Here is a 16,929-nt window from a genome sequence, read left to right as displayed (position 1 = left end):
GACGGCGGCTCTGCCGCCCGGCTGAGCAGTCGTCCGATTACGACCGAACCGCCGCGCTGACGAGGCCGATCGGCTCACCGGAGCCGACGGTGAGGCCGATCCGCCACCCGTCGTCGTCGGACGCGATTCGGACCGCGTCGTGGCGGTGCTCGGGCTCCGTCCGACGGTACAGTTCGAGGACGAGCGGCAGCGTCGGGAATCGCCCGTCTCGGCTCGTGAGCGCGTAGTCGGACACCAGAACCGTCGCGTGCCCGGCCGCCGAGTCGGACTCGCGAGCGTACCCCTCGACGACGCCGGCCTCCGCGAGACGATCGAACGTACCCGAGACGGGGTCCTCCGCGGAGACCGACGGGAGCTCCGCCGCCGCGGCCGACAGCACCGACGCCTGCTCGGCGGGGGCGAGCCGTCGGTGGAGCGCCGAAGCCGTCGCTTCGAGGAGACACAGACAGAGGTCGTCCGGGTCACCCACGCGCTCTGCGAGCTCGAAGTACGCGTCCATCACCGCCGACTGGGCGGCGTCGTGGCCGCCCGCAGACAGCGCCTCGAACACCGCGGCCGCCGCTTCGTGGCAGAACTCGACGCGGTCGCGTCGGCGGTCCCCGGCGCGCTCCGCCGCGGTCCCGTCGCTCGGATTACCTCGACCGACGGTCCCCCCCACAACGGGGTCGGAGAGCGTCCATCCGGACGCCTCCGCGGCCGAGAACCGGCGTACGTCGTGGGGGTCGTCGCGATCGCGGGCGTCGCCGCCGGAGTCGGCCGCTCGGCCGTCCCCCGCGAACTCCTGCCGGACGATCACGTCGTAGTAGGGAAGCCGGGGGTCGTACCGGCGGAGCGCGTCGCGGTACTGCTCGGTGGCCCGCGCCGCGGCGCGGGCGACTGGCCGGCTCTCGAACCGGAGCCCGGCCGCCGGGACCGGTCGGTCGCCGTACCGCGCGCAGACGAGCGAGTACTCGCCCGTCTCGCTCGCGAGCGATTCGATGTGGTCGCTGATCTCGAGTAGCGTCGTTCCGATCACGTGATGTCACCTCCTCTCACGGCTCACTCCTCCAGGCTCGGGTGCGTCTCCTGCGGGTCCGAGTGCGGCGCCGCGAACCGCTCCCGGATCGCCTCGCGCGACCGTTCCTCGCGCTCGCGGCGCTCGGCCGCGTCGATCTCCTCGCAGCCCGGGGGCACCTGCCGGCCGCGGTCGGTGAAGTACCCCTCGGGCGCGACCCAGTCGTGGTAGAACCCCCGGTCGTCCTCCTCAAGGATCGTCACGCCGACCTCGGCGCCGTGGCCCGCGCACACCGCCGCCTGATGCGGCTTCTCCGCGAGGCGGCCGGCCGCGTACAGCCCGTCGACGCCGGTCCGGCCGCGCTCGTCGGTGTCGACGTACGACTTCCCGCGGTCGAGGATCCCGACCCCCTCGACGCCGTCGAGGTAGCCGACCTCGTTCTTCGTCGCCGCGACGACGTACCGGGTCCGGATCGGGCCGTTTGGGCCGTCGCCGCCGTCCTCGACCTCGACGACGAACCGAGCGCCGTCGTCCGGCTCGGAGCCGTCATCGCCCTCGCCGACCGCCGCCACGCGCGTCGCCCGGCCGTCGAGCCGGTCGGCGCCCGCGGTCGCGGCCTGCTCGGCGAGGAGGTCGAGCAGGCGCCGGGCGTCCACGCCGAGCGGGAAGCCGGGGAAGTTCTCCAAGTGCGCGTTCCGGCGCAGGAGCGACCCGCCGTCGTCGATCACGAGCGCGTCGAACCCCTGCCGGGCCGTGAACACGGCCGCGGAGAGCCCGGCGACGCCGCCGCCGACGACGACCACGTCGCGGGTGCGGCGCGAGTCGGCCTCGTCGTCCCCGGGCGTCTCGTCACCGCTCATCGGTCGTCCCTCCGTTCGAGTCGCGAATCGTCGCTGTCGATCGCCATATCCGTCGGCGCGCGCGAGCCGCCGTAGTCGCTTCGGTCCCGAGCCGGATCGGTTCCGGCCGGATCCGCGGCCTCGTCGGGGCGGGGGCGCCCGGCGCTCATCGCCGCACCCGAACCGGTCGCTCCGCCGCGATGAACGGCTCGTCGCGGTCGGCCGCCGCGAACGCGAGGTCGCCGTCGGCGCCGCGTTCGACGCGCCACGTCGGGAGGGCCGGCACGTCGTACTCCGTCGGGTCGCCGAAGGCGGCCGCGACCGCCCACTCGCGAGCGCGCATTATCGTTCCCCGTCGATGATGTCCGCAACGCGCTGGCGGTCGAACAGCTGCTCGTCCGCCGGCGTGTCCCCGATACCGCGCCACTCGCCGAACGCATCCGGGTAGAACTGCTTGGCGGCCGCCTCCGTCTGAAAGAGGTTGATGATCGGCCCCTGATACGACGAGCCGCCGCGGTAGAGGCGGTCGTTTTGGACGGCCGTCAGCTGGCCTCCGACGGGGTCGTCTCGGAGAGTGTCCATCCGGCTCTCGAACTCCTCCGCTGAGACGTGTGAGAGACCGTACTGGAACAGGAGCGCGTCGGGGTCGATCTCCAGGAGCCGCTCGTAGTCCCACTGTGCGTAGCCGCCGTCGATGTGGTCGTCGAACGCGCCGCGCATCTCGAGGTCGCGGTACTGCTTGTGGTTGTTCCCGTCCTGTACCGGGTACACGTAGAACGAACCGCCCTCGAAGTCGGAGTTCACCGAAACGAGCCCGATCGACGGGCGGTCGCCGCTTTCCGGGAGCGACGCCTGAACCGTCGACTGCAGGTCGTCGTGGACCGACGCGAACGCCTCGTACCGCTCGGGCTGGGCGAACGCGTCGGCGACGATCTCGAACGCCTCGTACAGCGAGTAGTACTGGTAGTCGTGCCAGTCGTCCCCCCGCCGTCGGATGTAGTTCCCGAGGAACGGGCCGACTCGGTCGGCCACCTCCTCCGTGTCTGTCTGCGACCAGTCGTCGACGAGCACCCCGAGCCAGTTCGGGTCCAACAGGTGGAGGTCACAGTCCAGTTCGTAGAGCGTCTCCTTGTCGAGACCCTCGATCGCGGCCACGTCGTCGAACGAGACGTCGACACCGGGGAGTTGCTCGTAGAACTCGACCGGGACGGTGTCCGGGTCCCAGATCCCCTTGAGTCCCACCGCCTGCCCGAGGGCGATCCCCATGTCCCCGTACGTGCTCAGGAACGTGAGCCACGTCTCCGGCGGGGAGTCGAACGAGACCTCGCCCATCGGCGCCATCGTCACCGAGTACGAGGTGTCTTCGACCGTCTCGTCGCCTCCCTCTCCGGAGTCCGTCGAGGCGTCGCCGGCCGAGAGCGACTCCGGCTGTCCGTTTCCGGTGCAGCCGGCGAACAGCCCTCCGCCGACGGCCGCGCCCCCGTACTTCAGGTACGCTCGCCGCGTCGGTTCGACAGTCGTTCGATCGCTTTCTGCCATATTTTTAGGCTAGCCTAAAACACTATATCCCTTCCGATTTTAGGCCGGCCAAAACCACATCGCCGGCAGCGAGCCAGCGTCTCAGTCCTGTAGCGAAGATCGGCGCCGGCAGCGGTTCGAGGCTCTCGCCCCCCGAAGACCGGTCGCGTATCAGTCGCCGCTCGCTTCGGTGCCGATCGGCGCCCTCCCCTCCTCTGCCGCCGAGGCCGGCTCGTCGCCGTTCGGGTCCGTCTCGGTGGCGCTCGACGCCGGCTCCTCGTGTCGCGCGCGGATCGGAGTGACCCGCGGCCCGTTCTCGGTCTGCACCACGTCGGCGTCGACGCGGAACACGTCCGCGAGCAGCTCCTCGGTGACGATCGCTTCGGGGGCGCCGCGAGCGCGGATCTCGCCGTCCTTGAGCGCGACCATCCGGTCGGCGAGCCGGGCGGCCTGCTCGATGTCGTGAAGCACGACGACGACGGTCACGTCGCTCTCGTCGCGCAGCGTCTCGATGATCTCCATCACCTCCATCTGGTGATGGAGGTCGAGGAACGTCGTCGGCTCGTCGAGGAGGAGCACGTCGGTGTCCTGCGCGAGCACCATCGCGATCCACGCCAGCTGCTTTTGGCCGCCGCTGAGACTTCCGACCTCGCGGTCGCGCAGGTGACCGCAGCCGGCCAGCTCGATCGCCTCCTCGACCGCGCGCGCGTCCTCGTCGGTCGTCCGCTCGAAAAATCCCCGGTGCGGATACCGACCGTGGTACACCAGGTCCTCGACGGTGATGCTGTCCGGCGACGTGCTCTCCTGTGAGAGCAGCCCGAGCTTCCGAGCGAGCGTTTTCGTGTCCATCGAGTGGACGTCACGGCCGTCCACCAGGACCGATCCGTCGTCGGGCGCGAGCTGGTTCGCCAGTCCCTTCAGCAGGGTGCTCTTGCCCGACCCGTTCGGGCCGACGAGGGCGGTGACCGCGCCGGGCTCGGCCGCGATCGACTCGCCGTCGATGACGGGCTCCGAGGCGGTCGGATACCCCAACACGAGGTTCTCGCCGTCGAGGTCGCTCGCGTCTCCCGCGCCGCTCGCGTCGCCGGTTCCGCCCGCTTCGTTCGTTCCGTTCGGTTCGTCCACGTCCGTCGCGTTCGCGTGTTCGGTAGCCATTCAGAGCTCACCCATGTTCTGCTGACGCCGCATCAGGTACAGGAAATACGGCCCGCCGACCAGCCCGGTGACGATCCCCACCGGGATCTGCGAGTCCGCGCCCGTGAGGACGCTCATACCGAGTCGCGCGCCGACATCGGCGCCGACCATCAGCGCCGGGCCGACGAACAGGCAGCCGACGATCACCCGCTTGTAGTCGCTTCCGACGAGGTTCCGCACCATGTGGGGGACGATCAGCCCCACGAAGCTGACGATACCCGCCACCGCGATGCTGGCGGCCGCCGCGAGCACGGCGACGCCGGAGAGCGCGAACCGAACCTTCTCGATCGACATCCCCAGCGACTTCGCGGTCTGTTCGCCCAAGAGGAGGAGATTCAGCTGTCGCGACCCCGCGAGCGACAACACCACCGCGACGACCGTCCACGGCAGCGCCATCCGGACCTGCTCCCAGTCCGTCCCGGTCAGCGAGCCGGTGGTCCACTGGATCGCCGATTGGACGACGCCGATGTCGTCCGCGAAGAAGAACAGCCCCGTCTGGAGGCTGTTGAAGACGGTGCCGACGATCACGCCCGCGAGCACGAGCCGGACGGGGCTCGTCCCGTTCTTCCACGCGATGGCGTACACGATCAGGAACGCGACCGCGCCGCCCAGCGCCGCGATCAGCGGGAGGAACGCCGTGAGTCCCCCGAACACCACGAGCGTCAGCAGGATCATCAGCCCCGCGCCGGAGGAGACGCCGAGGATGAACGGGCTCGCCAGCTCGTTTCTGGTGACCGCCTGGAAGATGGCCCCCGAGACGCCGAGGTTCATCCCGACGATGGCGGCGACGAACACCCGCGGGAGCCGGATGTCCCAGACGATGAGCGTCGTGTGCGCCAGTTCGGGCAACTCCCCCTGAAAGCCGGTGATCGAGCGCATCAGTCCCTCGCCGACGAGGAAGTTCAACAGCCAGCGGGGGTCGAGGAGGACCGCGGGGTCGAGGACGGCGCGCCACGCCTCGACGACCGTCATCGAGTACGCGCCGAAACTCACCTGCACGAGCCCGCCGGCGACGACGACCGCGACGCTGGCGAGCGCGACCGAGACCAGTTTGGGGTCGAACAGCCACCCGATCCGACCGTCCTCACTCCGTTTCGCCGCGCCTCCGCCGGCGACAGATTGCCCGCCGCTCATCGCGCCTCCAATTCGTACGCGGCGATCGCCTCGTCGTTCATCGCGTCGAGCAGCGCCTCGGCGCCGTGAGCGTCGACGACCGCGTCGGCGTCGAGGTGGCCGGCGAGCGCGCGCCGTCCCTCGGTCGCCCGCGTTTCGGCCTCGTCGGCCTCGATGTACGCCGACAGCGCCGAATCGATCGCCGCCTCGCGAATTCTGGCGAACCGGTCCGAGTCCGGGTCGACGGGGCCGTCGGCGTGGCGCTCGTCGAACCACTCGACCCACCGCCCGCGGTCGGCCCACTCCTCGTCGCGCTCGGCCTCACGGCGCACCCAGTCGACATCCTCGGCCGCCGCGGGCCACCAGCCGTCCGCGAGCCGCGCGTCCGTGACGACCCGCCGGGCGACGCGGGCGCCGCGCCCGGCCGCCGTGATCGCCTGCCGGTCGGCCTCGGAGGGAGAGGCGACGTAGAGCCCGTCGACCGGCGTCGTCCCGTCGGGGTCGGCGTACTCTCGGTCGAAGTGCTCGCGGGTCTCGCCGCCGTGGTCGCGGGTCTCGAACATCGCTTCGTCGTCGTCGAGTCCGCGGAGGTACTCCCCGTCGTACCGGGTCGCCGCCACAACGCGGCGTGCGGTGACCGGCTCGCCCTCCTGTGGCGTGACGCGGAAGCGCGGCGCGACCGCGTCGTCACCCCGCTCCTCGATCGGCTCGACCGGTTCGACCGACTCGACCGGTTCGACCGACTCGACGAGGTCGTCGACGAGGTCGGCTCCCGCGCGCTCGACGTGATCGTGAGCGAGGTCGTGGAACGTCTCGACGTCGATCCCGGCCGGGAAGCCGAGGTAGTTACCCAGGTGGGCGCACCGCGCGAGCGAGGACCGACCGCGGTCGAACACGGCGACGTCGAACCCCTCGCGGGCGAGGAAGACGGCGGCCGAACAGCCGGCGGGGCCGCCGCCGACCACGACCGCGTCGCGAACGGCCTTCCCGGTGACCTCGTCCCGACCGGTCTCCCCGCGAACGGTCTCCTCTCGGCCGCCCCCGTCGCTCATTCCGCATCACCGGCGACGATCTCCGCGACCCGGTCGCGGTCGAAGAGCCGCTCTTCGGCCGGTATCTCGGGGTATCCGTCGCCGAGATCGTAGGCCGGCCACTCGCCGAACCGCTCGGGGAACAGCTGCTTTGCGGTCATCTCGATCTGGAAGAGGTTCATGATCGGCCCCTGCACCGGGTTCCCGGAGGGGTAGAACCGGTCGTTCTCGATCGCGGAGAGCTCGCCGGCGACCGGGTGGTCCGCGAGCTCCTCGCGGATCCCGGCCACGTCGTAGTAGGACTCGACCCCGTACTGGTGAAGAATCACGTCGGGGTCGACCTCCAGCAGCTGTTCGTGGTCGTAGGCGGTCTCGTAGGTCACGTCGGCGGCGCCGAACGCGTCGGTCACGTCGAAGGGGCGCACGTGAGCGTTGGCGAACCCCGGCCGATCGCTCCGCGAGGGGTAGTAGGTCCCGTCCATGTAGATGAGCGTACCGACCGTCGGGCGTTCCTCCGCCGGCGGGAGGTCCGCCTGCACCGTTTCGAGCAGGTCGTCGTGGACCGTGGCGAGCGCCTCGTACGCGGACTCCTCGCGGAACACGCCGGCGACGCGCTCGGCGATCTCCCAGAGGGTGTAGTACTCGTAGCCGTCGCGACACGGCTCCGGCGGCTCGGAGTTCCGGCGGCTGTACACGTTTCCGAACCACGGGGCGACGCGGTCGCGGATCTCCGCCACGTCGTCCTGGCTCCAGCCGTCGAAGGAGACGAACAGGCAGGGATCCGCCAGATGGAGGTCGGAATCGAGCTCGTAGAGCAGCTCTCGGTCGACCGAGATCCCGCCGCCGGAACCCGTGTTGAGCTGGCGAATCCCCTCCCGATCGAACTCGACGCCGTCGAGTTCGGCGTAGTAGGCGTCGAGCGTGTTCCCGCCCGCGTCCGCGTCGAAGCCGAGCGAGTTCACCGCGTCGCCGTGGCCGAACGCGACCGCCATGTCCGCGTACAGCAGGCTGTAGACCATCACGTCCTCGGGAACCGCGTCGAGCGCGACCTCGCCGACCGGGGCCATCTCGACGGAGTACGAGCCCGCGGACTCGCCGTCGGCGCCGTCCGACCCCTCGGACTCGGCGCCGCCCGATCCGTCGGTGCCGTCGGAGCCGTCCGAACCGGGATCACTCGACCCGCCGCCGAGACATCCCGCGATCAGTCCCGCCCCCGCGACCGCGCCGCCGTAACTGATCAGGTCACGGCGCGTCGGCGCGTTTCGATCCGCGTGCTTTCCCATATAGTTTAGGCCTCCCTAAAGGAATAAATCGTTTTCGAATCTTAGGGGTACCTAAATCGAAGTGGCATCGATCGCGCGTCCCCTCTGCGCGCCGATCTATCGGCCGATCGATTATATAAGTAGACCGATAGGAAATCGGAATACGACGGATGAATGGGCTATATCGCCGACACATCGGAGTTTTAGGTCGTACGAAAAAATGTTTTTAAGTTGATAACTTATAAGTAGGTAGAGGGAGTAGGAGTTAGTGTTATGAGCACGCAGAAAGAGACTCGACAGCGCGCCGGAACCGTCGAAGAGAACGCCCTCAGACTCGACACGGAGAAGGCGGAGCAGATTATCGAGGCGCTGAACGTCGACCTCGCGGACGCGTACGTCCTCTACCACCAGCTCCACAAACACCACTGGAACGTCGAGGGCGCGGAGTTCCTCGAGGTCCACGTGTTCCTCCAAGAGGTGTACGAGGACGTTGAGGCCGCCGCCGACGAACTGGCCGAACGGCTCCAGGCGCTCGGAGGCGTTCCGCACGCCAGCATGACGACGCTCACGGAGAACGCCACCGTCGAGCCGGAAGACGAAGACGTCTACGACATCCGCACGTCGCTCGCGAACGACCTGGAGATGATGGGCGACATCATCGAGAGCTACCGGCAGCACATCGAACTCGCTGAGGGGCTCGGCGACTACACGACCGCGGAGATGCTTCGCGATCAGCTGGAGGGCATCGAAGAGCACGCCCACCACATCGAACACTACCTCGAGGACGACACGCTCGTCGCGGAGTCCGCGACGAACTAACCGCTGGACCGCGAGCGCCTAGCGAACGTCCGGCGCCGTCTGATCGGTCCGTCCCGGCAGCGTCACTTCGATCTCTAACTCCGGTTCGCCGACGCCTTCGAAGTCGACCTCGAGTTCCACCGGCTCGCCGAACGCGAAGGGGAGTTCCCACTCGTCCGTCTCGATCCGGAGCTCGTCGCCGTCTCGGAGCCCCTCGCCGAGTGCGATCAGGAACTCACCCGCCTCGCTCGCGTCGACGCGGTACTCCTGTTCGAAGTTCCGACCCGAAATCACGGTCCGGTCGTCGTCAGGCGACGACGACGCGGACTCGTCCGAAGGAGAGTGGTCCGTCATCTCACCGAGTCACGTCGACGACGTGGTCGCTGGCGATCCACCCGTCCGTATTTTCGGACTCCAGAAACACCGATCGGCCGGGGCATCCCTCACAGACTGTGACATCCGGGATCTGATCGGATTCCGATTCGCGCGGGGAGTCGGTGCGGGACCGAGCGCCTGCAGACATTGAGTGTCTTTAGGCAAACCTAAAATAAAAAGGATGCGGTCGACGGTAGTCGTCGCCGGGATCCCAGCCGCCGGCGGCAGCCCCGACGGCGGTCGTCGGCGCGGTCACTCCGCGCGTCTCGGCGAGATCCCGAGATCGTCGAAAGGAGGCTCTGCGTCGGCCTCGAGGTCTTCGAACAGCAGGCGGGCGAGCCGTTCGGCGACCGCGGGACTGACCAGCCCGGCCATCTCCATCGCCTCGCGCTCGTACGCGTCGAGATCGAGGACGTCGCGGAAGAACCACGAGAGCGCGACGTACGTCTCGTGGAGGTCACCCGCGCGCTCTCGCCCGGCGTCGGTGAGCGTCGCGCCCTCGTACGGTTCGCGGGCGACGAGCCCGTCGGCCGCGAGCCGCTGGAGCATCTCCGTCGTCGCCGCCGGGGAGCGGTCGAGCATCTCGGCGATCCGACCGGGTGAAATCGGCGGCGACTCCCGGTGTTCCGCGATGTACAGCGCGAGGAGGTACCGGGCCGCCCTCGTGGGTCCCGGTTCGCCGACGTGCGCCATGGTTTTAGGCTTCCCTAAAAATATAAAATGATTACGGATCCGGAACAGAAGCGGCGCAGCGACTGAGAGCGCGAGAGCGGAAGCGCGGGAGCGTTGAGAGATTTAATATATCGCAATGTAGTTTATTGTTCGCCGAACGCCCGAATCGTCTCAAAAGAGCCGTCGACGATCGCGTCCGCGATTCCTTCGATATCCGCGTCGCGCGGCACCACGTGGGGGTACTTCCGGCCGAAGTATCGCTGAAGGTTCTCTACGTCGCGTTCGAGGAATTCGCGGGCGTTCTCGTGATCGACGGGGACCGCCTGCGGCCAGTCGAAGATCGTGATCCCGCTTTCCGCGACCGCGACGTTGTGCTCGGACATGTCCGCGTGAACCCACCCGAGGTCGTATGCGGTCACCAGCTCCCGGCAGACGAGATCGAGGACGCCGATCGCCTGTTCGGGTTCGAGTTTCGCGCGCGCCAGCTCGACGCCGTCGAACTTGTCCATCACGATAGCGTGGCGGTTGTGGTCGACCGGCCGCGGCACCGACACGTCGGGGTACAGCGCCTCCATCGCCTCGTACTCTCGTTCGGCCGCCTTGCGAGCGGTGTAGAGCCACGAGACGTGGTCGCGGTCGGCGGTGTACTCGCGCTCGCGGTTCACCTCGCGGAAGTTGGTGTACCCCTCGCGGTGGTACTTCAGAGCGAGCGGCTTGAACGACTGCGCCTCGTACACGTCTCCCTCCTTGCCGAACCCCAAGGGTGAGCCCACGCCGTCGATGGTCTCGCGCTCGGCGAAGGTGCGGAGGGCCAGGGCGTCGTACCCCTCGAAGGTGAGCTGGTACCCCTCGTACTGGATCGTCTTGCGTTCGATCAGCTCGCGGTCGAGACACCGGTCGATCCGGTAGTCGACCTCCTCGCGCGTCAGGTCGGCGTAGTCGGGGATCTTGTCCCGTCGGACCCACTCGGAGAAGCGCATCCCCTGCTCGACGCCCGAGAGGAGATAGAAGTCCTCGGGATCGAGCTCGGCCATGTCGCTGGCGACGTTTCGAACCATACGCGTCCCTACTCCGGGGATTCGTAAAAGGGACGCGCGTTCGGTGAGCGGCGAGATAAATCACATTGCGCGATATCAAATCGGCGATCAGCGGGATCGGGCGGTCGCGACCCGTCGAACGCAACCGCTTTCGGACGGGGCGCCGACGTGGGGCGTATGCACGCGGACGGAGCGCAAGACGGGGGCGGTGGCCGGTCGCGAAGCGCGAGCGAGAGGCGATCGCGGAACGCGGGTGGTGGACGGTGAGCGCGCCGGACGGCGACTGGCGACTGATCCGAGAGGAGCCGCGGCCGGGGCCGATGCAGATGGCGCTCGACGAGGTCGCGGCGGAGACGGCGGCCGCGGGCGGTCCGGCCACCGTTCGAACGTACCGGTGGGACCCGAGCTGTCTCACGCTCGGCTACCGACAGGACCCGGCGACCGTCGACTGGGAGTCCTGCGATCGCGAGGGGATCGACGTGACCCGTCGCCAGACCGGCGGCGGCGGGATCTACCACGACACGTACGGCGACGTGGCCTACTCGATCGCCGTTCCGGCCGCCGACGTGCCGGGCGAACTGCTCGACTGCTACCACCTGCTCTGTGAGCCCGTCCTCGACGCGTTCGATCGGCTCGGAATCGACGCGGGCTACGTCGAGGAGTCGATGCCGGAGCTGTACCACCCGGCCTGTTACCTCCGTGAGCTTCACCCGGCGCACGACGTGGTCGCCGGCGGAGCGGACGGCGGCGACGATCGCCGACGGAAGATCGCCGGTAACGCCCAGTACCGGAAGCGGGACGCCGTGATCCAGCACGGCTCGCTGACGTTCTCGGTCGAGGCCGAGCGCCACCTCGAAACGTTTGCGGACCCGGCGGTGACGCCCGCCGAGTTCCGGGACCGAGTCGCCGGAATGGGCGAACTCGCCGGTGTCGATCGAGAGGAGGCGGTGGCGGCGGTGGAGACGGCGCTCGCCGCGTGGGTGGCCGGAGAGGGCGGTGAGAGAGAGGGAGTCACCATCGACCGCAACGGCTCGTGGACCGACGCGGAGCTCCGGCGCGCGGAGGAACTCGTCGAGACGAAGTACCGCGACGAGGAGTGGGTCCGGACGCGACCCGGGCGCGACTCGTCGTAACCGATCGAGGTCCGCTTCAGAACCCGAACGTATCGGGGTCTTCGACGTCGAGGCGGTCCCGGACGGACTCGTAGATCTCGTCGACGGGGGGCACGTCGCGCGTCGGGTCGAGCCAGTGCTGGCTGAGCCACCGGTACCGCACGGTCCGGTTCTGGTCGAGGAGGAAGCAGGACCGGCGCGAGCGCTTCGCGATCCCGAGCGCGCGGTACACCACGTCGAAGGCGGCGGCGATCTCGAGGTCGGGGTCAGAGAACATCGGGAAGGTGAGGTCGAGGCGGTCGATGAACCGCCGGTGGAGTCCGACGCCCGACTTGCTGACGCCGACGACCTGCACCGCGTCGCCGGAGGCGAACCAGTCGAAGTCGCGGAACGCGCACCACTGCTCGACGCAGTCCGGGCTGAAGTCGGCGGTGTAGAAACACAGCAGCACGGGGCCGTCGGTGAGCAGGTCGTCGAGGGCGACGGACTCGACCTCGCCGTCGGGAGTGACGAGGTCCCCGGAGACGTTCGGAGCGCGCTCTCCGACCGCGAGGCCGGGATCGTCGGTCATGGGCGGTGAGATACCGCCTGACGTGAAAAGTCGCGCGGTTTTCGAAGGGGCTTTTTCCGGCGCTCGCGTGGGAACGGTATGAGTCTCAAGGTCGGCGCGCACGTCTCGATCGCTGGCGGCGTGGACAACGCGGTCGGGAACCAGGTGGAGGTCGGCGGCAACTGCGGACAGATATTCACCCACTCCCCGCAGGTGTGGCAGGACCCGAACATCGGCGACGAGGAGGCCGAGCGGTTCCGCGAGGGCACCGAACGCGACCTAGAGGGGCCGTGGGTGATCCACACCTCCTACCTCGTCAACCTCTGTACCCCGAAAGACGGGCTCCGCGAGAAGTCGCTCGACTCGATGCAGAAGGAGGTCGACGCGGCCGACACGCTCGGAATCCCGTACGTCAACGTCCACCTCGGCGCGCACACGGGGGCGGGCGTCGAGGGGGGGCTCGACAACGCGGCGTCGGTGATCGACGACATCGACGTGCCCGACGGCGTCACGATCCTGATCGAGAGCGACGCGGGCGCGGGCACGAAGCTCGGCGGGGAGTTCGAGCACTTGGCGGGGATCATCGACCGCACGGAGACGGACATCGACGTCTGCGTCGACACCGCCCACGCGTTCGCGGCGGGGTACGACCTCTCGACGCCCGAGGCGGTCGATCAGACGGTCGCGGAGTTCGACGACGTGGTCGGGTTGGAACACCTCAAGTACGTCCACCTCAACGACTCGAAACACGCCTGCGGCACCAACAAGGACGAGCACGCGCACATCGGCGAAGGGCTCATCGGCGAAGCCGGGATGGAACGGTTCCTCAACCACCCGGATCTGGCGGACGTGCCGCTCGCGCTGGAGACGCCGACCGAGGACGGGAAGAGCTTCGCGTGGAACATCGATCGCGTCCGCGAGCTGCGGGCGGAGTGAGCTCTGGCTGAGTGAGCTCTGGCTGAGTGACCCCTCTCCGATTATACCGCCACGGGAGCGAGCGCGGCGGATCCGTTGATTCAGTTAAAAGCGTCCGACGCGCCTTTATATGGCGGGAGCCGTGATCCACGGATATGACCACCACTGAGGCGCTGCTCATCGGTCGTCGACGCCGGTTGGCCCTCACGATGGTCGGGGGGTTCGCCGGTCTCGTGGCGCTGGCGCTGGCGGTCGCGGTCGTCGCCGACCTCGCTGACATTCAGGCCGCGGCGGCGGTGACGGACCGCCTCGTCCCGCTGTTGGTGTTTTACGCTCCGGCGCCGATCGCGGCCGCCGGCGCGTACGCGCGCTGCGGAGGGCCGGCGTGTCTGACGGTGGGCGTCGTGCCCGCGCTCGTGTTCGCCGCGCTCGTGGTCGTCGGCACCGTGTTCGGCGTTCCCGGCGTGGGCGGCGGCGACGCGCCGCTGAGCGGAGTGACGATGTCGTTCGCGCTCGTCGGGCTGAGCGGGGCGTTCGTCGGCTACTGCGCCGGGGTCACCGCCGCGCTCCTCGCGGACCTGGCGGGGGTCGGCGGCGACGGCGAGGGTGGCGGCGGCGACGGCGAGGGTGGCGGCGGCGACAGCGAGGGTGGCGGCGGCGAGGCGGAGTGAGACGGACGACGCGGAGTGAGGCGACGACGGCGACGACGACCGAGTTCCGTACCGTTTATTTCTCCTGCGCCGAACGCGGGAGCGTGCGACGTTTCTCCGCGGACTACCTCGAACACACCCGCCGCGGGATGTGGGCCGACGGCCGGGAGGCCCTCGCGGACCTCGACCTGTCGAGCCGCCGCCACGTCCTCGACGCCGGCTGCGGCACCGGCGAACTGACCCGCGTCCTCGACTCGGAGGCGGGCCCCGACGCGACCGTGATCGGCGTCGACGCGGACCCCGAACTGCTGCGAGTCGCCCGGGCGGAAACGGGGCTCCCGTACGTCGTCGGCGACGCGACGCGGCTCCCCCTCCCGAACGACGCCGTCGACCTCGCGGTCTGTCAGGCCCTCCTCATCAACCTCCCTGACCCGGCCGCCGCGGTCCGAGAGTTCTCGCGGGTCTCCTCAGACATCGTCGCTGCGATCGAACCCGACAACGCCGACGTGACGGTCACCTCCACCGTCGACGCCGAGGAGCGCCTGGAGCGCGAGGCGCGGGAGGCGTACCTGCGGGGGGTCGACACCGACGTGGCGCTCGGCGACCGCGTCCGCGACGCGTTCGCGGCGGCGGGGCTCGACGACGTGCGGACTCGGCGCTACGTCCACGAGAAGCGGGTCGCGGCGCCGTACGCGGAGCCGGCGTTGACCGCCGCGGCGCGGAAGGCCTCGGGCGCGGGGCTGGCCGACCACCGCGAGGAGCTGATCGCGGCGACCTCCGAGGCCGCGTACGACGACCTGCGGCGGCGCTGGCGGGAGATGGGTCGCGAGGTGGTCGACGCGATCGGAGCCGAGGAGTACGAGCGCGTCGAGCGCGTCCCCTTCGACGTGACCGTGGGACGGGTGGCGTAGGGATCGGCGAGCGGCCCGCGACCCGCGAGCGCGACGGGGAGACCGCCGGCAGTCAGTACTCCGCCAATCCGGCCTCGATCCGGTCGAATCCCTCTTCGAGCCGGTCGACGGAGTTGGCGAAGGAGAGCCGGAGCCGCCCGGGGGCCGTGTCGCCGAAGCCGTCACCGGGGGCGAGCACGACGCCGTGCTCCCGGAGGAGGTGCTTCGCGACGTCGACGGCGGGGGCGTCGATCCCGGGGTCGAGGAAGGCGTAGAACGCGCCCTCGGGGCGGGGAGCGGAGAGCCCGTCGATGGCGTCGATCCGGTCGGCGACGAGGTCGCGACGCTCCTCGAACGCCCGATACATCTCCTGGAACGGCTCCTGCGGCCTGGTCAGGGCGGCGATCGCGGCGTGCTGTGAGACGCTCGGCGCGCAGGCGGTGGTCGACTCGCGGACCGTCACCACCTCGTCGAGCACGTGCCGGTCGCCCGCGAGCCAGCCGAGCCGCCATCCGGTCATCGCGTACCGCTTCGAGCAGGAGCCGACCGTCAGCACGTGGTCCGGGTGGTCGGTGTACGCGGCGATACCCTCGACGGGACCGTCGTAGGTGAGCCCGAGGTACACCTCGTCCGCGATCACGTAGGCGTCGTGGTCGGCGGCGGCCTCGACGACCGCCCGACACTCGTCGGGGTCGAAGACGCGACCGGTGGGGTTCGAGGGCGTCGTGAGCACGACCGCCGCGGTGTCGTCGCTCATCGCGTCGATCACGCGGTCGGCGTCGAGAGCGAACCCCGTCTCGGCGGGCATCGGGACCTCGCGAAACCTCCCGTCGGCGAGCGTCGCCTGCGTCTCGTAGTTGGGCCACGTCGGCCCCGGAACGAGCAGCTCCTCGTCGGGCGACACCGTCGCGAGGACCGCCAGGTGGAGCGCCTCCATCCCGCCGACGGTGACGACGACTTCGTCGGGGTCGTGTTCGACGCCGTACTCGTCGGCGAGCGTGTCGCTGATGGCCCGCCGGCACTCCGGGAGCCCCGCGTTCGAGGTGTAATGCGTCGCGCCGTCGCGGGCGGCGCTCGCGGCCGCGTCGATCACGTGCTCGGGCGTGTCGAAGTCGGGTTCGCCGACCTCCAACCTGACGAGGTCACCGTCGTGACGCTGCGCGAGGTCGAACATCACGCGGATCCGCGAGCGCTCCGCTCGCCGGACCCGATTGGTGGGTGTTGGCATACCGTCCACACGGCGAACTCGCTCAAAAACCGTCCGGTGGCGGTCAACCCCGGGCAGCGGGCGCTCGCCCGGCGCGCACCGGGGAGACGAGCACCGAGTTAGACCATATCTCCGCGCACCGACGATCCCTCCTGCTCGGCGCGCCGCCGCTTGAGCACGTCGGCCGCCTCGTTGGCCACGTCCTCGTCGGCGCCGAGCATACCGAGCGCGGCCGGGAGCGTCGGCATCGCGAGGGAGGCCTCGCGCAGCCGGTCGAACGCCTCCTCGTCGCGGGTGCCGTCGACCCACAGGCAGACGCCGCGCGGGTCGAGCACCTCCTCGTAGGCGTCGCGGGCGAGCGCGCCCTTCAGGCGCTGGCGCACGTTGTCCTCGAAGCTCGCGTTGCACACTTCGAGGTGGATCGGCTCCTCATCGCCAATGAGCTCGGCCGCGAGGCATTTCTCGGGCGCGGCGTACCCGTTGTCGCTCGCGCGCACGCGGTCCGGGTGCGCCTCGGCCCACTCGGCGCGGACGGAGGTACCGACGCCCTTGACGCCGTACTCGGCCGCGAACTCGGCGGCGGCCTCGCGATCGCCGCCCATGATCACGTCCTTGGTGACGTACACGTCGAGCCGCTCGACGGGGTCGAGCCCGAGCGCCACGTCGCCGAACGCCCACACCTCGCGGACGGGGACCGGCATGGTCTCGCGTTCGACGCGGTCGACGAGGGTCTCCAGCCGGGCGACGGCCTGCTCGCGGTCCATTACGCGAC

The 16,929-nt window shown here is 69.6% G+C and carries 19 protein-coding genes; 5 read left to right on the top strand and 14 right to left on the bottom strand.

Annotation, left to right across the window (positions count from 1 at the left end):
- Positions 1 to 37: 37 nt before the first annotated feature.
- The 8 genes from C471_RS12340 to C471_RS12310 form a co-directional block, all read right to left on the bottom strand.
- Positions 38 to 1,015, bottom strand: coding sequence for a DUF7551 domain-containing protein (locus C471_RS12340; RefSeq protein WP_004049504.1), 978 nt, complete (start codon positions 1,013 to 1,015; stop codon positions 38 to 40).
- A gap of 23 nt (positions 1,016 to 1,038) precedes the next feature.
- Positions 1,039 to 1,854: an FAD-binding protein gene (locus C471_RS12335; RefSeq protein WP_004049503.1), complete on the bottom strand. Its 816-nt coding sequence runs from the start codon at positions 1,852 to 1,854 to the stop codon at positions 1,039 to 1,041.
- Between the two features lie 145 nt (positions 1,855 to 1,999).
- Positions 2,000 to 2,176: a hypothetical protein gene (locus tag C471_RS17745; RefSeq protein WP_004049502.1), complete on the bottom strand. Its 177-nt coding sequence runs from the start codon at positions 2,174 to 2,176 to the stop codon at positions 2,000 to 2,002.
- Entirely contained in the window at positions 2,176 to 3,372 is a 1,197-nt protein-coding gene (locus tag C471_RS12330; protein WP_004049501.1) for an ABC transporter substrate-binding protein, read from the bottom strand. The genes C471_RS17745 and C471_RS12330 overlap by 1 nt, the downstream gene beginning before the upstream one ends.
- A 150-nt stretch (positions 3,373 to 3,522) precedes the next feature.
- Positions 3,523 to 4,506 (bottom strand): ABC transporter ATP-binding protein, encoded by a 984-nt coding sequence (locus tag C471_RS12325; protein WP_004049500.1) that lies wholly within the window; start codon positions 4,504 to 4,506, stop codon positions 3,523 to 3,525.
- On the bottom strand, positions 4,507 to 5,679 hold the full coding sequence (locus C471_RS12320) for a FecCD family ABC transporter permease (protein ID WP_004049499.1): 1,173 nt from the start codon (positions 5,677 to 5,679) through the stop codon (positions 4,507 to 4,509).
- Positions 5,676 to 6,710 carry an NAD(P)-binding protein gene (locus C471_RS12315; protein WP_004049498.1) on the bottom strand — a complete coding sequence of 345 codons (1,035 nt, stop codon included), beginning with the start codon at positions 6,708 to 6,710 and terminating at the stop codon, positions 5,676 to 5,678. The genes C471_RS12320 and C471_RS12315 overlap by 4 nt, the downstream gene beginning before the upstream one ends.
- Positions 6,707 to 7,972, bottom strand: coding sequence for an ABC transporter substrate-binding protein (locus C471_RS12310; RefSeq protein WP_004049497.1), 1,266 nt, complete (start codon positions 7,970 to 7,972; stop codon positions 6,707 to 6,709). Before C471_RS12310 ends, C471_RS12315 begins: the two co-directional genes overlap by 4 nt.
- A gap of 252 nt (positions 7,973 to 8,224) precedes the next feature.
- Here C471_RS12310 and dpsA point away from each other — a divergent pair, with 252 nt between their 5' ends.
- Positions 8,225 to 8,770: a DNA starvation/stationary phase protection protein DpsA gene (gene dpsA / locus C471_RS12305; protein WP_004049496.1), complete on the top strand. Its 546-nt coding sequence runs from the start codon at positions 8,225 to 8,227 to the stop codon at positions 8,768 to 8,770.
- An 18-nt stretch (positions 8,771 to 8,788) separates the two neighbouring features.
- On the opposite strand, the gene C471_RS12300 is transcribed toward dpsA, so the two are convergent.
- The 3 genes from C471_RS12300 to C471_RS12290 all read right to left on the bottom strand — a co-directional run bounded on the left by C471_RS12300 (position 8,789) and on the right by C471_RS12290 (position 10,854).
- The gene (locus C471_RS12300; protein ID WP_004049495.1) at positions 8,789 to 9,103 is read right to left on the bottom strand and encodes an amphi-Trp domain-containing protein; all 315 of its coding nucleotides are present in this window, start codon (positions 9,101 to 9,103) and stop codon (positions 8,789 to 8,791) included.
- 273 nt (positions 9,104 to 9,376) lie between these two features.
- A complete protein-coding gene (locus tag C471_RS12295; RefSeq protein WP_004049494.1) occupies positions 9,377 to 9,817 on the bottom strand; it encodes a metal-dependent transcriptional regulator in 441 nt (146 codons plus the stop codon).
- A gap of 122 nt (positions 9,818 to 9,939) precedes the next feature.
- Positions 9,940 to 10,854 (bottom strand): serine/threonine-protein kinase RIO2, encoded by a 915-nt coding sequence (locus tag C471_RS12290; protein ID WP_004049493.1) that lies wholly within the window; start codon positions 10,852 to 10,854, stop codon positions 9,940 to 9,942.
- Between the two features lie 242 nt (positions 10,855 to 11,096).
- On the opposite strand from C471_RS12290, the gene C471_RS12285 reads away from it, so the two are divergent.
- Positions 11,097 to 11,966 (top strand): lipoate--protein ligase family protein, encoded by an 870-nt coding sequence (locus C471_RS12285; protein ID WP_004049492.1) that lies wholly within the window; start codon positions 11,097 to 11,099, stop codon positions 11,964 to 11,966.
- Positions 11,967 to 11,982: 16 nt separating this feature from the next.
- Here C471_RS12285 and C471_RS12280 read toward each other — a convergent pair whose 3' ends face one another.
- Complete coding sequence (locus C471_RS12280; RefSeq protein WP_004049491.1) at positions 11,983 to 12,516, bottom strand: redoxin domain-containing protein; 534 nt, start codon at positions 12,514 to 12,516, stop codon at positions 11,983 to 11,985.
- 78 nt (positions 12,517 to 12,594) lie between these two features.
- Here C471_RS12280 and C471_RS12275 point away from each other — a divergent pair, with 78 nt between their 5' ends.
- From C471_RS12275 to C471_RS12265, 3 genes are all read left to right on the top strand, one after another.
- A complete protein-coding gene (locus tag C471_RS12275; protein WP_004049490.1) occupies positions 12,595 to 13,431 on the top strand; it encodes a deoxyribonuclease IV in 837 nt (278 codons plus the stop codon).
- Positions 13,432 to 13,565: 134 nt separating this feature from the next.
- Entirely contained in the window at positions 13,566 to 14,081 is a 516-nt protein-coding gene (locus C471_RS12270) for a hypothetical protein (RefSeq protein WP_004049489.1), read from the top strand.
- Positions 14,082 to 14,164: 83 nt separating this feature from the next.
- Positions 14,165 to 14,971 (top strand): class I SAM-dependent methyltransferase, encoded by an 807-nt coding sequence (locus tag C471_RS12265; protein ID WP_049909356.1) that lies wholly within the window; start codon positions 14,165 to 14,167, stop codon positions 14,969 to 14,971.
- 52 nt (positions 14,972 to 15,023) lie between these two features.
- On the opposite strand, the gene C471_RS12260 is transcribed toward C471_RS12265, so the two are convergent.
- Positions 15,024 to 16,178, bottom strand: a complete 1,155-nt coding sequence (locus C471_RS12260; protein WP_049909354.1) for a pyridoxal phosphate-dependent aminotransferase — start codon at positions 16,176 to 16,178, stop codon at positions 15,024 to 15,026.
- Positions 16,179 to 16,276: 98 nt separating this feature from the next.
- Complete coding sequence (locus tag C471_RS12255) at positions 16,277 to 16,921, bottom strand: DUF7095 family protein (protein WP_004049486.1); 645 nt, start codon at positions 16,919 to 16,921, stop codon at positions 16,277 to 16,279.
- Positions 16,922 to 16,929 lie beyond the last annotated feature (8 nt).

Origin of the sequence: Halorubrum saccharovorum DSM 1137, from assembly GCF_000337915.1 — an archaeon.
GTDB classification, from domain to species: Archaea; Halobacteriota; Halobacteria; order Halobacteriales; family Haloferacaceae; genus Halorubrum; species Halorubrum saccharovorum.
Note: the sequence above shows the minus strand (reverse complement) of the source record. Positions and strands in the feature narration are given on the sequence as shown.